Source organism: Flavobacterium sp. ASW18X, assembly GCF_005144745.1.
Lineage (GTDB): Bacteria > Bacteroidota > Bacteroidia > Flavobacteriales > Flavobacteriaceae > Croceivirga.
The window spans coordinates 24,393-41,449 of sequence record NZ_SWKK01000014.1; the positions used below are offsets into that span (position 1 = coordinate 24,393).

Annotated in this window: 15 protein-coding genes; 5 read left to right on the forward strand and 10 right to left on the reverse strand. The window is 37.2% G+C overall.

Annotation, left to right across the window (positions count from 1 at the left end):
* Positions 1-28 precede the first annotated feature (28 nt).
* The gene (locus tag FBT53_RS10460) at positions 29-568 is read left to right on the forward strand and encodes a DUF2911 domain-containing protein (protein WP_136951138.1); all 540 of its coding nucleotides are present in this window, start codon (positions 29-31) and stop codon (positions 566-568) included.
* A 59-nt stretch (positions 569-627) separates the two neighbouring features.
* Here FBT53_RS10460 and FBT53_RS10465 read toward each other — a convergent pair whose 3' ends face one another.
* Together FBT53_RS10465 and FBT53_RS10470 are read right to left on the reverse strand one after the other, a co-directional pair.
* Positions 628-2,250, reverse strand: coding sequence for an amidohydrolase (locus tag FBT53_RS10465; RefSeq protein WP_136951139.1), 1,623 nt, complete (start codon positions 2,248-2,250; stop codon positions 628-630).
* Positions 2,251-2,293: 43 nt separating this feature from the next.
* Positions 2,294-3,376, reverse strand: coding sequence for an OmpA family protein (locus tag FBT53_RS10470; protein ID WP_136951140.1), 1,083 nt, complete (start codon positions 3,374-3,376; stop codon positions 2,294-2,296).
* A 160-nt stretch (positions 3,377-3,536) separates the two neighbouring features.
* Here FBT53_RS10470 and FBT53_RS10475 point away from each other — a divergent pair, with 160 nt between their 5' ends.
* Positions 3,537-3,866 carry a carboxypeptidase-like regulatory domain-containing protein gene (locus FBT53_RS10475; protein ID WP_136951141.1) on the forward strand — a complete coding sequence of 110 codons (330 nt, stop codon included), beginning with the start codon at positions 3,537-3,539 and terminating at the stop codon, positions 3,864-3,866.
* A gap of 14 nt (positions 3,867-3,880) precedes the next feature.
* On the opposite strand, the gene FBT53_RS10480 is transcribed toward FBT53_RS10475, so the two are convergent.
* The 3 genes from FBT53_RS10480 to FBT53_RS10490 form a co-directional block, all read right to left on the reverse strand.
* Positions 3,881-4,987, reverse strand: a complete 1,107-nt coding sequence (locus FBT53_RS10480; RefSeq protein WP_136951142.1) for an OmpA family protein — start codon at positions 4,985-4,987, stop codon at positions 3,881-3,883.
* Positions 4,988-5,122: 135 nt separating this feature from the next.
* Complete coding sequence (locus FBT53_RS10485; protein WP_240729817.1) at positions 5,123-6,874, reverse strand: TonB-dependent receptor; 1,752 nt, start codon at positions 6,872-6,874, stop codon at positions 5,123-5,125.
* A 14-nt stretch (positions 6,875-6,888) separates the two neighbouring features.
* On the reverse strand, positions 6,889-9,900 hold the full coding sequence (locus FBT53_RS10490) for a tetratricopeptide repeat protein (protein ID WP_136951143.1): 3,012 nt from the start codon (positions 9,898-9,900) through the stop codon (positions 6,889-6,891).
* 145 nt (positions 9,901-10,045) lie between these two features.
* On the opposite strand from FBT53_RS10490, the gene FBT53_RS10495 reads away from it, so the two are divergent.
* Entirely contained in the window at positions 10,046-10,729 is a 684-nt protein-coding gene (locus FBT53_RS10495) for a cell division ATP-binding protein FtsE (RefSeq protein WP_136951144.1), read from the forward strand.
* Between the two features lie 74 nt (positions 10,730-10,803).
* Positions 10,804-11,565: a polyphosphate--glucose phosphotransferase gene (gene ppgK, locus FBT53_RS10500; RefSeq protein WP_136951145.1), complete on the forward strand. Its 762-nt coding sequence runs from the start codon at positions 10,804-10,806 to the stop codon at positions 11,563-11,565.
* 70 nt (positions 11,566-11,635) lie between these two features.
* On the opposite strand, the gene FBT53_RS10505 is transcribed toward ppgK, so the two are convergent.
* The 4 genes from FBT53_RS10505 to FBT53_RS10520 all read right to left on the reverse strand — a co-directional run bounded on the left by FBT53_RS10505 (position 11,636) and on the right by FBT53_RS10520 (position 15,764).
* Positions 11,636-12,535, reverse strand: coding sequence for a hypothetical protein (locus tag FBT53_RS10505; RefSeq protein ID WP_136951146.1), 900 nt, complete (start codon positions 12,533-12,535; stop codon positions 11,636-11,638).
* An 82-nt stretch (positions 12,536-12,617) separates the two neighbouring features.
* Positions 12,618-14,414 carry a translational GTPase TypA gene (gene typA, locus FBT53_RS10510; protein WP_136951147.1) on the reverse strand — a complete coding sequence of 599 codons (1,797 nt, stop codon included), beginning with the start codon at positions 14,412-14,414 and terminating at the stop codon, positions 12,618-12,620.
* A gap of 133 nt (positions 14,415-14,547) precedes the next feature.
* A complete protein-coding gene (locus FBT53_RS10515; protein ID WP_136951148.1) occupies positions 14,548-15,138 on the reverse strand; it encodes a hypothetical protein in 591 nt (196 codons plus the stop codon).
* Positions 15,139-15,221: 83 nt separating this feature from the next.
* Complete coding sequence (locus FBT53_RS10520) at positions 15,222-15,764, reverse strand: hypothetical protein (RefSeq protein ID WP_136951149.1); 543 nt, start codon at positions 15,762-15,764, stop codon at positions 15,222-15,224.
* A gap of 70 nt (positions 15,765-15,834) precedes the next feature.
* On the opposite strand from FBT53_RS10520, the gene kdsA reads away from it, so the two are divergent.
* Positions 15,835-16,653, forward strand: coding sequence for a 3-deoxy-8-phosphooctulonate synthase (gene kdsA, locus FBT53_RS10525; RefSeq protein ID WP_136951150.1), 819 nt, complete (start codon positions 15,835-15,837; stop codon positions 16,651-16,653).
* Between the two features lie 25 nt (positions 16,654-16,678).
* Here the strand turns inward: kdsA and FBT53_RS10530 are convergent, their stop codons facing one another.
* Positions 16,679-17,047: a DUF1801 domain-containing protein gene (locus tag FBT53_RS10530; protein WP_136951151.1), complete on the reverse strand. Its 369-nt coding sequence runs from the start codon at positions 17,045-17,047 to the stop codon at positions 16,679-16,681.
* Positions 17,048-17,057 lie beyond the last annotated feature (10 nt).

Sequence of the window (17,057 nt, forward strand, 5' to 3'; positions counted from 1 at the left end):
CGAGATTCAAAAAAAAATTAAAAACATCATGAAGAATTTATTAGGATTAGGCCTTTTACTTACCGTATTCTTAGCAACTAGTAATTTAACTGCACAAAAATTTAGCGGTTTAGACAAAAGTCCTGCAGATATTGCTTCTTTCCCAACGAGCTACAAAGAAAGTGACAAAGCAGTACGTGTTATTTACGGAAGACCACAATTAAAAGGAAGAGATTTAGAAACATTGGCTCCTACTGGTAAAGTTTGGAGAACGGGTGCTAACGAAGCTGCAGAAATTACTTTTTATAAAGATGTAAATTTTGGAGGAGAATCTGTAAAAGCAGGTACTTATGCTTTATTTACTATTCCAGGCGCAGATGAGTGGACTATTATTTTAAATAAAAACCTTAATCAATGGGGAGCTTATTCCTATGACAATGCAGCAGACGTAGTGCGTGTTAGCGGAAAAGTAAGTAAAGGTTCTGAATCTTTAGAAGCTTTTTCTATAGCCTTTAAAGAAGTAGATGGTGGTGCACATTTAATAATGGGCTGGGATACTACAAGAGTAGCCGTACCTGTTACTATGTAATTAAATAATACCCTTTAAAACTTAGAATCCCCGATACTAACAAAGCATCGGGGATTTTTTTATTTTACTTTTTTGCCAGATAAATAAACCTGTTCTGCCTTAAGCAGTGGAATGCTGTCTACGGGCACCTTCATAATATCAGAACTTAGGATGGTAAAATCTGCAAACTTACCAGGTTCCAAACTTCCTTTTTCATCCTCTTCAAAATTGGAATAGGCTGCCCAGATAGTCATACCTTTTAAAGCCTCTTCTCTAGTTAAAGCTTCTTGCATTTGAAAACCGCCTTCTGGATACTTATCCGTATCCTGGCGTGCTACTGCTGCATAAAAAGTTAAGAATGGGCTAACCTGCTCTACTGGAAAATCCGTCCCTAAGGCAACTTTACCTGCCTTCTTTAATAATGTTTGATATGCGTAAGCTCCTTTAATACGTTCTTCTCCTAAACGGTCTTCTGCCCAATACATATCACTGGTAGCATGCGTAGGCTGTACTGAAGGGATAATTCCTTTTTCAAAATAATCAAAATCTGCCTGCGAAACCACTTGAGCATGCTCCACCTTCCATCTTCTATCCGTTTTTCCCTTAAGCGCTTTATCGTATGCTCGTAAGACCACGATATTGGCAGAATCTCCAATGGCATGTGTATTCATTTGATACTCTGTGGCAGCAATGCGTTGCGCTAGTGCATCAATTTGGTCTGCAGGCGTAACTAAAGCACCAAAATGATGTGGCTTATCAGAATATTCTTCTCGTAAAGCAGCTCCTCTAGAACCTAATGCACCATCACCATATACTTTTACGGAACGAACGTTTAGTTTATCGGTCTTTAAAATTCCTTTTTCTAAAAAGTGGTCTAAATTCTCTGGTGTATTACTAACCATTGCATAAACACGCATATCTAGTTCCCCTGCCTTTTGCAAACTATCTATTAGGTAAATGGTAGCTTTATCTAAGCCAGCATCGTTCACAGTAGTAAGCCCATAATCAAAACAAATTTCTTGAGCCGCCTTTAGTGCTTCAATTTGTGATGCAACGTTTGGTTTTGGCATAACTTGATCTACCAATGCCATGGGGTTATCTACCAAGACACCACTAAGCTCTCCATTTATCAAAACTATTTCTCCACCTTCTATTTTAGTCTCTTTAGTAATACCTGCCAACTGTAGAGCAGCATTATTTACAAAATAAGCATGACCATCTACACGCTCAAGAACCACTGGCTTATCTGGGAATAACTGATTCAATTTTTCATTGACAGGAAATTCCTTAACCTCCCAATCATTTTGGTCCCACCCGCGACCACGAATTACGTTCGCCGGATTGTCTTTGGCAAAAGCCGAAACACGCTCCAGCACCTCTTCATAACTATTTGTACCTACTAAGTCTACAATTTGCTGATTTAATCCTAAGCCATAAAAATGGCAATGGGCATCTATTAGACCAGGAACAATGGTTTTACCTCCTGCATCCAACATTTCTTTAGAAGTGTATTTTTGATAAATATCTGCTGTTTTTGCAACAGCTACTATTTTACCATCTTGGATAGCCATACAGCAGGCCTCTGAAAACTCTGAGTCTACCGTATAAATCTTAGCATTATTGACAATTAAGTCCACCTCCTGCTTTTGAACGCAAGAAACCCCTAGTACTAAAAATACTAAGGGTAGCATATATTTTTTCATGTGCGCTTTTGGTTTTTACCAAAAATAAGCAAATGGTATTACATTAATCTTGGTAGTGTGTCATTACAAATTCTACACGGCGCTCTCCAAGACCTTGTTTTTTTAGCCCATCTTTTTGTAGCGGCTTAGAACTACCTACACCTTCCCACACTATTCGCTTGTCTTCTATACCTAATTCTTTTAGATATAAAGCAACCGCCCTTGCACGCAAAGAAGAAACAAACTTGTTATACTCTGGACTACCGGTGTTGTCTGAGTGGCCCGTAATTTTTAACTGCAGTTCTGCATTATCTTTTAAAAATTTAAATATTTTTTGAATGTTGGCCATAGCCGTATCGTCTAATTCGTAACCTTTTGGTTGGTACGGATTACGCTCTAACACATAAATCTTGTCCTGCTCGTAATTAATTCTTGGCAACTCTTGTAAATCAAAATCGTCTATAAAATAATACGCATAATCGCTAGTAGTAGATTTAGAGGTTAATACCTGCGTTTTAGTACCGGTATTTGTTTCAAAATTTCCTATAAGGACGTGTTTTTCAAACCCCTTTGCTTCAAATTCTGCAGTTAAGGTTACCCATCCGTCTTTGCTTGCTAAAGTACTATTCTGCTGAAGCCTCACTTTGGTAAATTCTAGCCCATCTTGTAAATGCAACCTATTTTCCGTCAATAAAGTATTGTTAGGTAATGTTAAAGGCTTATTCACCAAGACTATATACATTTCTTGTAATGCTAAGGCAGAACTTTCTGCTAAACTCACTTTAAATTGTAATCTGTAAGGATATTTTTCTCGCAATGTTTTGGTTAACCCTAATTGCAAATATTCTCTGTAGTCTTTTAACGCATGAAAGTAAAGCCCCGTATACCCAGCACCTTCTGCTGCTTTCTCCGTACCTCTAAAATTAGATGGTACTGAAAAATCTCCTGTACTACACGCATTAAAATAATCTCCTGAGCTACCCGTAGGTATGGAAACATTTTTAAGTAATACGTTAAGGTTTGATACGGAAGAAGGACAATTGTTCTTCTCTTCAAAACTAGGATTAAGAATAAGGTTTTGCGCACTTAAGCCAAAACTACCTAAAAGGCAAAAAAACAGAACTAAACGAGTGTACAAATTGGTCATAGTTGGTCAATTTTTATAGGCTCTCGTTTTCAGGAATAAAAACGCCACTCCATTGGCATTATTGCATTTTGATGCTTTTAATCGAAAAAAAGGTGTAATTAAACTCTTGCGACACTAAATATTAGCGCGTTACCGTTATCACTATCCAAATCTTACTGTAATGCGCAAATTGACCACAGCGTTATTTATGTCTGCGGCCTTTACTTTTGCCTATAGCCAACATACCGTAAAAGGTAAGGTTGTAGATGAATTAGGCCTACCTGTTTATATGGCTCAAATACAAATTTTGGGCGCAGATACAACAACATTCACAGATGTGGATGGTTATTTTAAATTAGAAAGCGAAAAGGGTTTTCACTGGAAATTAGATATCGGCTCCGCAGGCTTTAAACCAGAGACCTTTTTTGTGTTAAGTGCTGGCCGCACTGAAGATATTGTATTAAAATACGATACGGCCATCAAAAGTTTGATTGGCCGTACCGAGAACTAATCTAAAATCGAATTTTATTCTTGGAAGTCTTCAAACTCTGTAATTACAAATTCTACTCTTCTATTTTTTCTCAAAGAAGTCATATCTAATCCATTATACAAAGGATGTTTTTCTCCGTATGCTTCAATTTTAATATTATCGGCAGGCATACCTAAAGAGGCTAAATATGCTTTTACAGAGGCAACCCTTTTCTCTGACAACATTAAATTATATTCTTGACTCCCTATGTTATCTGTATGCCCTTTTAAAACAACTTTGTCTTTATCTGGATTAGCTAAGGACGCATACAATTCTTCTAAATATACTTTTGACGCCTGATCAAGTGTAGCACTATTTTCATCAAAATTAACCTTATCTAATACAAAAGATTCGTTATAATCTATGTCTAAATCTATGTTGCTTTGCTTGGTTAGTTTAACATCGTCAATATAGAAATAAGCCATCTGTGCACTACCTGGGGCAGGATTTGGCACCTTCATTAAATAATCTTTGGGCACCTTACCAAAACTACCGATGGTTACGAATTTTTCAAAGCCGTCTGCGGTATATTCTAATTCTACAGGTATCCACATTTTTGTATTGGTAAGTTTGGCTTGAGCTTTCATATTTTTTAAAGAATAACTGCCATACTGCTCCCCTACGTCTCTTAAATTAATAGTGGAAGTGTTTCTAAATTCCATCTTTTTACCAGTAAACAAGGCATTTACTTCTTTCACTGAGAATTGTGAATCTTCCGCTAAACTTACATAAAACTTTAGGGTGTATTTTTCTCCGGCAACCAATTGTTGTTTTAATTGCAATTGAATGTATTCTTTGTAACCACCACCAGCAAACAAATACATTCCCATGTACGTTTTGCCGCTTTTTGGTTTTTGATAACCTCTAAAATTTCTGGGCACACTATTTTTTCCACGAGCACATTTACTAAATACATCTGTGGTCCCTTTAGAAGGGGTTGTAATAAAATCTACATATCCGTTAACCTTACTAAGACCATCCGGACATTGAGTCATATTCTCAAAATCACCATTATGCACTAAGTTCTGTGCCTGTATACCAGTTAAGATAGAAAATAATAAAACGAATATACTTTTTGCCTTCCAAGTAGTTATCTGTTTCATATGGTGTACGTATTACTAGTTAGTGTTTAATTAGCTTAATTACACCACAAACCTAAGAAACGACATATTTTTCTTACAAAATAGAAAGTTTGAACGTACAACAGTGTCGACGGATGGTAAACATCCGTCGATGAATTAAAAATCAAATTTATAAGAAATCCCTGCTAAAACCTGAAAACCTTGCACATAGTAGGTACTCCAACGCTCATAATTCTTATTACTTAAATTAGAAAACTTAGCAAAGACAGCCAACTGGTCATTAAAACGATATCCTAAATGCGCATTGGCATCAAAATAACTATCTAAGGTTACCCGTGTAGCTTCAAATTCATTTGCAGGAATACCTGCTGCGGCTATAGATTGTAAATCTTCTCTTTCCCCTACAAAGAATAAATTAGCACCGGCATACCAATGGTCTGTAATCTGATAATCAATGAAAACAGTGCTTTTTAGTTTTGGTAAGTTCCAAGCCGGGTTATCTGTTTCTGTGCTGTAAACATTATACTCTCCATTAATACCAAGGGTAAAATTACGATTGATATCGAAATTCAACTCTGCAAAAGCGCCTACAGTTTTTACATCGTCATAAAACACTTGAAACGAATTACCGTAAGCGTAACCTTCTTCTGAACGAGCAGAATTTAATGGATTAAGCAAATACAATGGTTTTCTATTTTCTGCCTTATAAAAAGCCCTTACATTATACCCAATATTATTTACTAATTGTCCTTTAATACCTGCATATGCATTGTATTGCATATCTGTGGGCTGTATACCCAAAGTTGGTGATACATAAGGATTATTTGCCACCAAACTTTTATAGGTATTTTGCTCCAAGTTACCCTCAATACCACCATAAGCAATGACTTGGTCTTCCATAACACGGTAAGATGCCGTTACAGCAGGATAAATGTAAAAACTACCCTCACTACGCTCCATATCTAAACCGTACACAAAATTAGCGCCTAATTTTAGCGTAAGTTCGTCCCTATAAACCATAAAAGAAGGACTTACTCCTGTGATAAGCTGGCCGTAGTCTATGCCCATCTCGTTTGTAGTACTATTAAGGCTGGCGTTCTCAAAGCTGCCTGTAACGTAATCTGCCTTGGCTGTAATGGATACCATTTCTGAAGTAATAGGTAGCTCCACAGTTACTGCACCATTTGCCCTTATTTCTGCAGATTCTTGACTATCCCAAAAACGATTTACTGCTAGTTCCGCATGCTTAAAAAACGAATCTTCTACATTAATAAAACCATTCACCCCTGCATTAAAATAATTTTGACGCTCATCTATACTATCTACTTGGTCTTGAGTAAAAACACCACTTTGTAAGCCATACCAATTATACAGTTGATGTCCAAGTTCCAAGCCTGTACCCCAATCATAATCCCTGTCTTTTTTAGACAAAGAGATAACTGCGTCCGTATTGTAAAAATCGGTTTCTAAAGGCGTGCTGTTAATATCTCCTCTAGAAGATTGATGCGTTAACCCTACATCTAATAGTTTTTCATCTCTTCCCAACTCTCTACTCGTATAAAAATCTACTAAGGCATTATTATAATTACCAAGCCCTACGGCGGCATAGCTATTATACAGAGTAGGTGCTGGAGTACGTTCTACTTTGGCTGCTTTTGCCTTTGCAGGTGTAAAAGTAGACGCTACTGGTACGGAAAAAATATGGTAGGTTATAGGTTTCTTTTTAAGCGCTATAGAATCTGTAATTTTAGGAGCTGTTTTTACCTTAAAAGCATCAGAAACAGATGGTGCGTATGGTTTTACTACGGTAACTGTTTCTGTACCTATATTATCTTCTTTTTCTTGCGCGTTACTCCAAAACACAAATAATAATGCACTTAGAGTTGCTATATATTTAATCATCTTCATAGTGTGTCTCTAGATTATTTACCGTTAGGATTTACGGATGAATTGCGTTGTGCTTCTTGGGATTTTATCAAGGCCAATTCTCCTTTAGCTTCTGCCACCAATTCTGGAAACTCACTAAAGTTCTCTTGCACACTTTCTAAAATATACGTGGCTTGGAAAGCATCTTCTAAAGCGTAAAAATTCTTAGCCATAAGTAATAGCCCCTTGCCGCCCCATTCTTTGTAAGAACTAAAATCTTTTACCAATTTTTGTACAGAGGCATTAGAGTCCTCGTAATTGTTATCTTGGCGTTTAAAATAAGCATCGTAGTACCAAGCTTCTGCCCCAGCCCTGCCAGTTGCTATCTCCTTTACCTCTGAAAACGCCTGCTCTGCTAATTGCATATCTCCAGTTTCTATAGCGGACCTTGCAATCATTATTTTAGCATCGCTACGTATTCTATCATCTAAATTGGGGGCTTGCAATACTTTCTCTGCATACACCAAAGTTTGCTGATATTCTTTTTTATCGTAATACCCTTTCATTAAATTACTTTGAGCAAAAACTCGGTTTTGACTAATCTCCGCCACCGTTTCTAGTTGCTTTAAATAAGGCATTGCGCTTGCATAATCACCTTTACCCACGTATATCTCACAAACACGTGTTAAAGCCTGCTCCATATATTCACTACTACCTCTATCTGCAACATTCTTATAGTTAACTAAAGCTTTCTCCTTTCTATTTGAACTAAAGTATAATTGCGCCAATGTAAAGTTTGCTTGTACCGCATGAACTCCATTTGGAAATTCTTTTAGGTAATTTTCAAAAGCCTTTACTGCTGCATCTGTTTTACCTTCTACGTATTTACGGTCAGCCGCCTCAAAACTAGCTTCTTCTAACTCACTATCCGTAACTTCTACAAAATCTAGATTACGTGCCCAAGCAGCATACTCATTTACCTTACCCATATCTACATACACTTGCTTTGCAGTGCTTACTGCCTGTACCGCTTCTTGGGATTTGGGATATTCTGATACTACATGTTTAAACTTATTTATGGCTTGTTCATTTCTGCTTGCGTTGTAATGTACTAGTCCTTGTCTTAATAATGCCTGCGGTGCAAATTTGCTATTAGGAAATTGAGATACCAATTTATCATAAGCAGCAAGGCCTTCTGTTTCTTTATTGGTTTTAATGTACGTATTCGCCAATTCAAACAAAGCATCATCTCTTAATGAAGATTTTGGATGATACGTATTAAAAGAAGCTAATTGCGAAATTTTTTTTGAATTCTTACCTAAAAAGCCATTACTCATCGCTACTTGATACGCAGCATAATCTCTTTCCGGTCCATTGTAAGATGATGCCTTGTCATACGCCTTAATAGCTCCATTATAATTACTGCTTACAAAATAAGTGTCTCCTAAACGGATTAGAGCATCCGTTTTTATCACCTCTTCTAAATTAGTATTGGTAGCGGCGCTATTAAAATGGCTAATTGCTTTATTGTACTCCTTTAATTTAAAATAACAGTAGCCTAAATTATAATCTAACTGTTCTATTTCTTCTATTTCTGAGCCGTTCACTGCTTTAAAACTACCTAAAGCTTGTGCAAACTGATTAAGGCGATATTCTGATTCTGCCTTCCAAAATTGCGCTTTAGCCGCCAACTGCACGTTTTCTTTCTTCTTTAAGGATTTATCAAAAGCCGCTAAAGAACCTGTATAGTCCGCATCTGCAAATAATTCTACTCCCCTATAAAATGCAACTTTCTGGTAGGTAGCATCACTAGCAAAGGAGGGATTTTTTTCTAGCAACTCCATCGCACCAGCAAAATTTTTAGACGTTATGTAAGAGTCTACGAGTAAACTTTGTATTTCTTCTTCATTCTCATCTTTAGGATACTTTTCTAGATAGGACATCATTACCTGCGGCACGGGTTCATAAGCATTACCAATCTCGTAACTTAATCGTGCATAATTTAACAAGGCATCTTTGCTAATCGCATCATTAAAATCCATACTTGCTGCATTCCTAAAAGCATTTAATGCTTCGGACTTTTTATCTAACTTTAAATAACACTCAGCTAAATGGTAATATGCATTTTGTGCTACGCTGTTAGTACCATTTATAATTTTATTAAACTGCCCAATAGCACTTTCAAAATCGCCCTGTTTATAAAAACTATAACCTAATAAATAGTAATCTGTATTGCTCCATTTACCCCTTTTGCCTTTGTATTCTTGCAAATAAGGAACGGCTTGATCATACTTTTCTAAGTTAAAATAACTTTCTCCTATGATTTTATTTAGTTCAGAAACCTCTCTTCTATCAGACTTTGGTAATTGTTTTTTAGCCATGGCAATAGCTTCTTCAAACTTGCCTAGTTTAAAATTTAAATCGGCTTGGTAATAGGATAGCTTTTCCTCCAAAATTTCTGGGTCATTAATCTGGTCAAAGCGTTGGTTAGCTTCATCATAATCGTCTTGTTCGTAAGAAATATACCCTAAATAATATTTAGCTTGGCTACCAAACTTGTTAGAATTGGTCACCTTAGAAAGGTATTTTTCTGCCTCGTCTGGTCTGTTACTGGCATAATAACTGTATCCTGTATTAAAATTAAAGCGTTCCTTGTCTTTTTTAGACATGCTATTTTGCTCTACTTTTTTATACCATTTTAAAGCATTTGGGTACTTGCCCGTTTCAAAATAGTAATCTGCCACATCCATAAATGCAGAATTTCGTTTGGTAGAAGTTGGGTAACGCTCCACAAAATCTTCCATCAATTTATCTGCACCACGTTGGTTTAAACGTATAGCGGCATTAGCCACATAGTAAACGCTATTTGCTTCTGTTTCTTGGTCTGTTGTAGATTCTTTAACCTTATAAAACAGAGCCTGCGCGGCTTGGTATTGCTGTTCATTATACAATGCTAATGCATCTTGGTATAACTTATTATCATGTGTATAAATCTTGGTTTCTTGGGCATAGGCAATTGTAGTAAGCCCCATCCCCAGAAGGAGTAAGGTATATATGTTTTTCTTCATAAGTGTTCTGTGCTCTCTAAGCTTATTTCCATTAACGTCAAATTCCACGCCAAAGTATGTTACTATCCTTGGTTAAGATAAAATTAGCAGTAAAAATCTAGATATACATAGAACTTGTTACCTTTAGCCTAAGAATCTTGAACACATGTCCACACCCATTTTAAAATTACAAGACGTTTCAATTTTTCAAAATGAAAATCTTGTATTAAGCAACGTTACCCTACAAGTAAAGAAAGGTGAGTTTGTCTATGTTATTGGTAAAACCGGAAGCGGAAAGAGTAGTTTTATGAAAACTCTTTATGGTGATTTACCTCTTAGACAAGGTACTGGTAGCGTTGTTGATTTTGATTTAAAAACTTTAAAGGAAAATGACATTCCTTTTTTAAGAAGAAAACTAGGAATTGTTTTTCAGGATTTTAAGTTATTACCAGACCGAAATATTAATAACAACCTTTTATTTGTTCTAAAAGCCACAGGTTGGACAGACACCAACAAGATGAATGCTAAGATTGAAGAAGTCTTGGATAAAGTAGGCATGAAAACAAAGGGCTTTAAATACCCGCACGAACTTTCTGGAGGCGAACAACAACGCATAGCTATTGCTAGGGCATTGCTGAACGACCCTGAATTGATTCTTGCCGATGAACCCACTGGAAATTTAGACCCACAAACCAGTGTAGAGGTGATGAAAGTACTACAAGAAATAAATGATAACGGACGTACCATTTTAATGGCCACCCATGATTATGCCCTAATTTTAAAGTACCCGCATAAAACTATTAAGTGCGATGGCGGCAAAATGTTTGAAGTAATACAAAAGGCAGTGTAAGCAGTTGGTCTACTATTCTTTTAAAATTACTATACGTTTTGTTTCTTTGTTAAAATTATTTTAAAATTTCCTATATGGAGCTTCTAGGGATAGATATTGGCGGTACTGGAATGAAAGGTGCCATTGTGAATGCGGAAACCGGAGAAATGATAACGGAGCGATTTAGGGTACCCACCCCAAAATCTAAAAAGCCAGATGACATGGCTAAAGTGATTAAGGAAATTACAGACCATTTTGATTATGAAGGCCCTGTGGGTTGTGGCTTCCCTTCTATAGTAAAAAATGGGGTGTGTAAATCTAACGGAAACTTACACAAAAGCTGGGTTGGTGTTAACATAGATGAGCTTTTTACGGCAGCTACGGGGCACGAATTTACCGTACTTAACGATGCTGATGCAGCTGGTTATGCCTCAATGAATTACGGTGTTGGCAAAGGCAAAGATGGCTTAGTAATAATGCTTACGGTAGGCACAGGATTGGGAAGCGGTGCATTTTTTAATGGACAACTATTACCAAATTTTGAGCTGGGGCAGATTCCCTACAAAAAATATAAAAAGATAGAACTCTATGCCTCTAACTTTGCTAAAGAACGTGACGATTTGTCTATGGAAAAATGGGCAAAACGTTTTAATAAATTTCTGAACTACGTAGAATTGTTGGTGAATCCAGACTTGTTAATTGTAGGGGGTGGTATTTCTAAAAAATGGAACGATTTTGGTCATCTACTAGATACTGAAACCCATATTGTAAAAGCTGAATTAATGAACCATGCAGGAATTATTGGCGCTGCAATTGCTTGCCTAAAAGAGCATCATCATGGTCATCTAGTCAAATAAAAAAATACACTTGTATACAAAAAAACCGGGCTGATGCTCGGTTTTTTTTTAATTATGATGCTACTTATACTTAGAGTTTCTTTGCTCCTTCTGGCATTTCAAAGAAATCTTTAGGCAATTCGGTTACAAACTCCATATCGCTAATTTCGATTTTGGTAATGTATTCTCCCGGCATATTATCTACCGTCCAATGGGTTTTTAATAGACTAGGCAATAGAACTCCGTCTACATCAACTAATTCACCAACCTCCATAAATTTTTCTGGATTGTGGCCACCATCTTTAAAGTATTCAGGATAAGAAACAATATATCTAGTTGCCATTAGCAAATACGTCTCTGCATCAAAATGTAAAATATAGTAATCGTCTGGAGCATCTCCTGTACCCGCATCATATGTCACTTTAACAACCTTGGTGTTCTTATCTTTATAAGTAGCATCTGGCAATAATTCTAAATTAACGCCCTCCCCATCTTCTACAAACGGGTGTCCCATTAAATAAAGTGGTGTTAAAGCCCAAAATTTGGTATCATAAGCAAAAGCGGTTGAATCTGCTTTTATCCATGCTATTTCTCCAGTATAACCAAACGTGGCCTCTTTATCTGTAGTACTGGTATGCACTACCCTATTGTTCCATGGGTCTACAATTTCATAACTGTCGCGCTGTGTTTTATCTTTTTCTAAAGGCTGGTAATTAAAACGCATACCCAAGGGCCCATTTTCAAACCAAGTAGCTAAACCACCGTGCGCTTCCATGGACTTCCAAATTACAGTACCAGCCGAAGAAGCTGTTAGGCGTTCCTTTGCTTTTTTAACCCTATTTGTAATCCATGTATCTGGTATGGCTACACTATTTTCTACCACTGTTGGATCTGGTAGAACATTTTCTTCGTTTTCTTTTTTTTGCTCTTTACAAGCTATTGTACTGATTAATAGGGCGGTCACCCCTATCTGTTTAATTAAGTGTTTCATTTTGTCCATTTTAAGCTTTGGTAGTCGGCGTATATTTAAAAACCTTTCAAAAAAAAGCCCCGATTAAAATCGGGGCTTAAACTTATACTTTGTTACGTTTTCTGTCTACCTCTTTAAGATATACCTTTCTTAACCTTAAGTGGTTTGGCGTAACCTCTACATATTCATCTTTCTGTATGTATTCCAAGGCTTCTTCTAAAGAAAATTTAATTGCTGGTACAATCTTAGCCTTATCATCTGCTCCTGAAGAACGTACGTTAGACAGCTTTTTGGTTTTGGTAACGTTTACCGTCATATCATCTTGACGTGAATTTTCACCTATTACCTGGCCCTCATAAATATCCTCTCCTGGATCTACAAAGAATTTACCTCTATCTTGTAATTTATCAATAGAATAAGGAATTGCAGTACCGGTTTCCATAGAAACAAGAGAACCGTTGATTCTACCTGCAATGTCTCCTTTAAGTGGTTGGTATTCCACAAAACGGTGTGCCATTATAGCTTCACCAGCTGTTGCAGTTAATAACTGGTTTCTTAAACCAATAATACCTCTAGACGGAATCATAAATTCGCACAACATACGCGAACCTTTGGCTTCCATACTCACCATTTCACCTTTACGTACAGATACCATTTCTACAGCTTTACCAGATACTTCTTCTGGTAAATCTATTGTCAATTGCTCTATTGGCTCGCATTTAACGCCATCAACCTCTTTAATGATTACCTGTGGCTGACCAATTTGTAACTCGTACCCTTCTCTACGCATGGTTTCTATAAGTACAGATAAGTGTAATACACCACGCCCAAATACTAAAAATTTATCTGCGCTATCTGTTTCTTGCACTCTTAGCGCCAAGTTCTTCTCTAATTCTTTTTCTAGACGTTCTTTAATGTGTCTAGAAGTCACGAACTTACCGTCTTTACCAAAGAATGGACTGTCATTAATAGTAAATAACATACTCATGGTAGGCTCGTCTATAGCAATAGTCTTAAGCGCTTCTGGATTTTCTATATCTGCAACGGTATCACCAATTTCAAAACCTTCCATACCTACAATAGCACAGATATCTCCGGTTTGAATTTGCTCTACCTTTACGCGTCCTAAACCTTCAAAAACGTATAGTTCTTTTATTTTAGACTTTACAACTTTACCATCTCGCTTAACCAATGATACTTGTTGTCCTTCTTTTAAAGTGCCACGTTGTAATCTACCAATTGCAATTCTCCCTGTAAAAGAAGAGAAATCTAAAGAGGTGATTAACATCTGTGTAGTACCCTGTTCTGGTTTAAATTCTGGAACGTGGTCTAGCACCATATCTAATAATGGCTCAATATTTTCGGTTGGTTTTTTCCAATCCTCACCCATCCAGTTGTTCTTTGCAGAACCATATACCGTAGGGAAATCTAATTGCCATTCTTCTGCACCCAACTCAAACATTAGGTCAAACACCTTTTCGTGTACACCTTCTGGGTCACAGTTTTCTTTATCTACCTTGTTTACAACAACACAAGGTTTTAACCCTAATTCAATGGCCTTTTGCAACACAAAACGTGTTTGTGGCATAGGACCTTCAAAAGCATCTACCAACAAAAGAACACCATCTGCCATGTTTAAAACACGCTCTACCTCACCACCAAAATCGGCGTGACCAGGAGTATCAATGATATTAATTTTGGTATCCTTATAGATAACGGAAACGTTCTTAGAAACAATTGTAATTCCTCTTTCTCGTTCCAAATCGTTGTTGTCCAAGATTAAATCTCCTTTGTTTTCGTTCTCACGAAACAACTGACAGTGAAACATAATTTTGTCTACCAAGGTAGTTTTACCGTGGTCTACGTGCGCTATGATAGCGATGTTCTTGATTTTCTGCATCTTCTGATAATAAGGGCGCAAAATTACATTGTTTTTTTTGCATTCTTATTTTACCTAACAAAAAAATAATCTGATTTTGGGATTTTAAGTCTATTTATGTCTATTATTCCCTTTAATTGAAAAAATAGAACCCTTAGTAACTTACTCCAAAATCTGCCTGTTGCTTTCTGCGTTTGGTGGCCACCCAACCAAAAGTGAAGTTTAGCATTGGCCCATGACCATTTAAAACACCATCGCCACGGTAATAACCATAACCCGCTTCTATACTGTAATTAAATCCTTTTTTAATGGTACGTTGTATGCCGTAAACCCCACCATAAAATGCCACTGCAAAGTCTTTATCCGGTGCCATATTTTGAGACAATTGTAGTTTTCCCCAGAAGATAGACCGGGCGGGAGCCAAATAGTTGGCCGAATTGCCTATTACATTTTTATTGGCATCCAAACGTTTTTGAATGTTATGGTAATACCTAATACGAGTATGCCATGCGTAACCAAAAGTGTATCCTTCTTGATATGTTGCCAGGCCAGGTGAAAAACTGGTAGATGCGGTTACATTACGTAGTAAACCAATTTCATATCTAAATCCAGGTCCTAAAAGGTTAAAGGTTACTTGGTGTTTTTCTAAATGTAATAACCCAGTACCTCTTTCACTTAAGCGATACTGCGCTTGTATGGTTGGTAATGCTGTAAGGCAAAATACTAGCCAAAGAATACGTTTCATGATGGTTGTTTAGGGCATAAGATAATTTTCTTATACCCTATGACAGTCGGCTTTAGCTAATTTTTAGGATTTTAACTGATAAGTTATCGTCTTGACTTCCCCAACACAAAGCCCAGTTTTAGTGCTGTAGCTATGGCAAAACCACCATCGTATTCTGAAAAGAGATATGCAGGCCCCACTTCAAACCGAAACTGCAAACCTTTCTTACCCGTACGCTGCAATCCGTAAACTGCACCTGCCAATGCAAAATAGTCCTCGTAATAATCCAAGTCGCCAATAAATGCCTTTCCGCCTTGTACCGCCAACAATGGCGCTATATAGTTCCCAGAATTGCCAGCAATATTTTTGCCTTTAGACAATCTTCTATCAAAATTTAAGTAGTTGCGGTACTGCAAACGACCAATCGGGTAAATACCAAAACCACTTTCTGAAAATGAAGATTCCACATACTGAAAGCCAATCGTTCCCTCCAGAGCCATGGTAGATTTGTCTCCTACCGCTGCCTCATAAATTACCCCGGGCAACAGCAGATTAAGTGTTATTTGCGATTCTTCTACCTGTCTATTCTGTGCCATAACAGGCATAATTAGCCCTATGGCCAATAGTGTGGTGTAAATGATTTTCATGATGGATTGTTTAAGCATTTAGGCTATCAAATAATGAGCCAAAAAAGTATCTTTGTCAAAATACTACATTATGAATCTTTCTTTAATACCGCAACTAAAACATGCCCAAAGCGATAACTTTTTTTTACTATCTGGCCCCTGTGCCATCGAGGGCGAAGACATGGCCATGCGTATTGCGGAGCATATTGTTACGGTAACGGACAAGCTTAAGATACCTTACGTATTTAAAGGAAGTTTTAAAAAAGCCAACCGCAGCAGAGTAGATTCTTTTACTGGAATTGGCGATGAAAAAGCACTTAAAATCCTTAGAAAAGTTTCCGAAACATTTGAAGTACCTACTATAACGGATATACATGAAATCTCGGATGCAGCCATGGCTGCAGCATATGTAGATGTATTACAGATTCCCGCTTTTTTGGTAAGACAAACAGATTTAGTAGTTGCTGCCGCTGAAACTGGAAAAGTTGTAAACTTAAAAAAGGGACAGTTTATGAGCCCAGAAAGCATGCAACACGCCGTAAATAAAGTTAAGGAAAGTAATAATGACCAAGTTTGGATTACGGACCGTGGTACCATGTTCGGTTATCAAGATATGATTGTAGATTTTAGAGGCGTACCCACTATGAAGCAATATGCTCCAGTGGTCTTAGATGTAACCCACTCTTTACAGCAACCCAACCAAGCTTCTGGCGTTACTGGTGGTAGGCCGGCATTAATTGGCACTATGGCAAGAGCAGGTATTGCTGCAGGCGTAGATGGCATCTTTATGGAAACACACTTTGACCCAAAAAACGCAAAAAGTGATGGCGCAAATATGCTGGACTTAAGTCTTTTAGAGAAAGTTCTTACCGATTTAACCGCTATAAAAAGAACCATCAATTCTTTATAAGTTACCTAATTCGCAACCAGCATTACTAAGTTTTATAGAAACCGCAACCCCTAAGCTGGTATGCCTCTTCTAACACCTCATGCAAAACTTGGTCATCTATTGCTTCTAGAGAAGAATACCGGAGTGATTTTACCACTTTACGATTTTCGGAATTCATTTTGTCTAAATGCTTGGTTAAATGTGCGGAATTCCAAAAAGCGATGTCAACATATTTGTTTTTGTGCGAAGCATTTAAATAACAAATTGGGCTTTTACCCACATAAAAACAGGGGATATTCCATTTGTATTTGAGTTCCACATCTGGTACTAAGCTTTGTATGGTCATTTGTAAGTGAAGTAGTATGCTACGGTACGGTTCTGGTTGATTAAGTATGTAGGCCTCGGCTGGATTCATTTTATTCTCA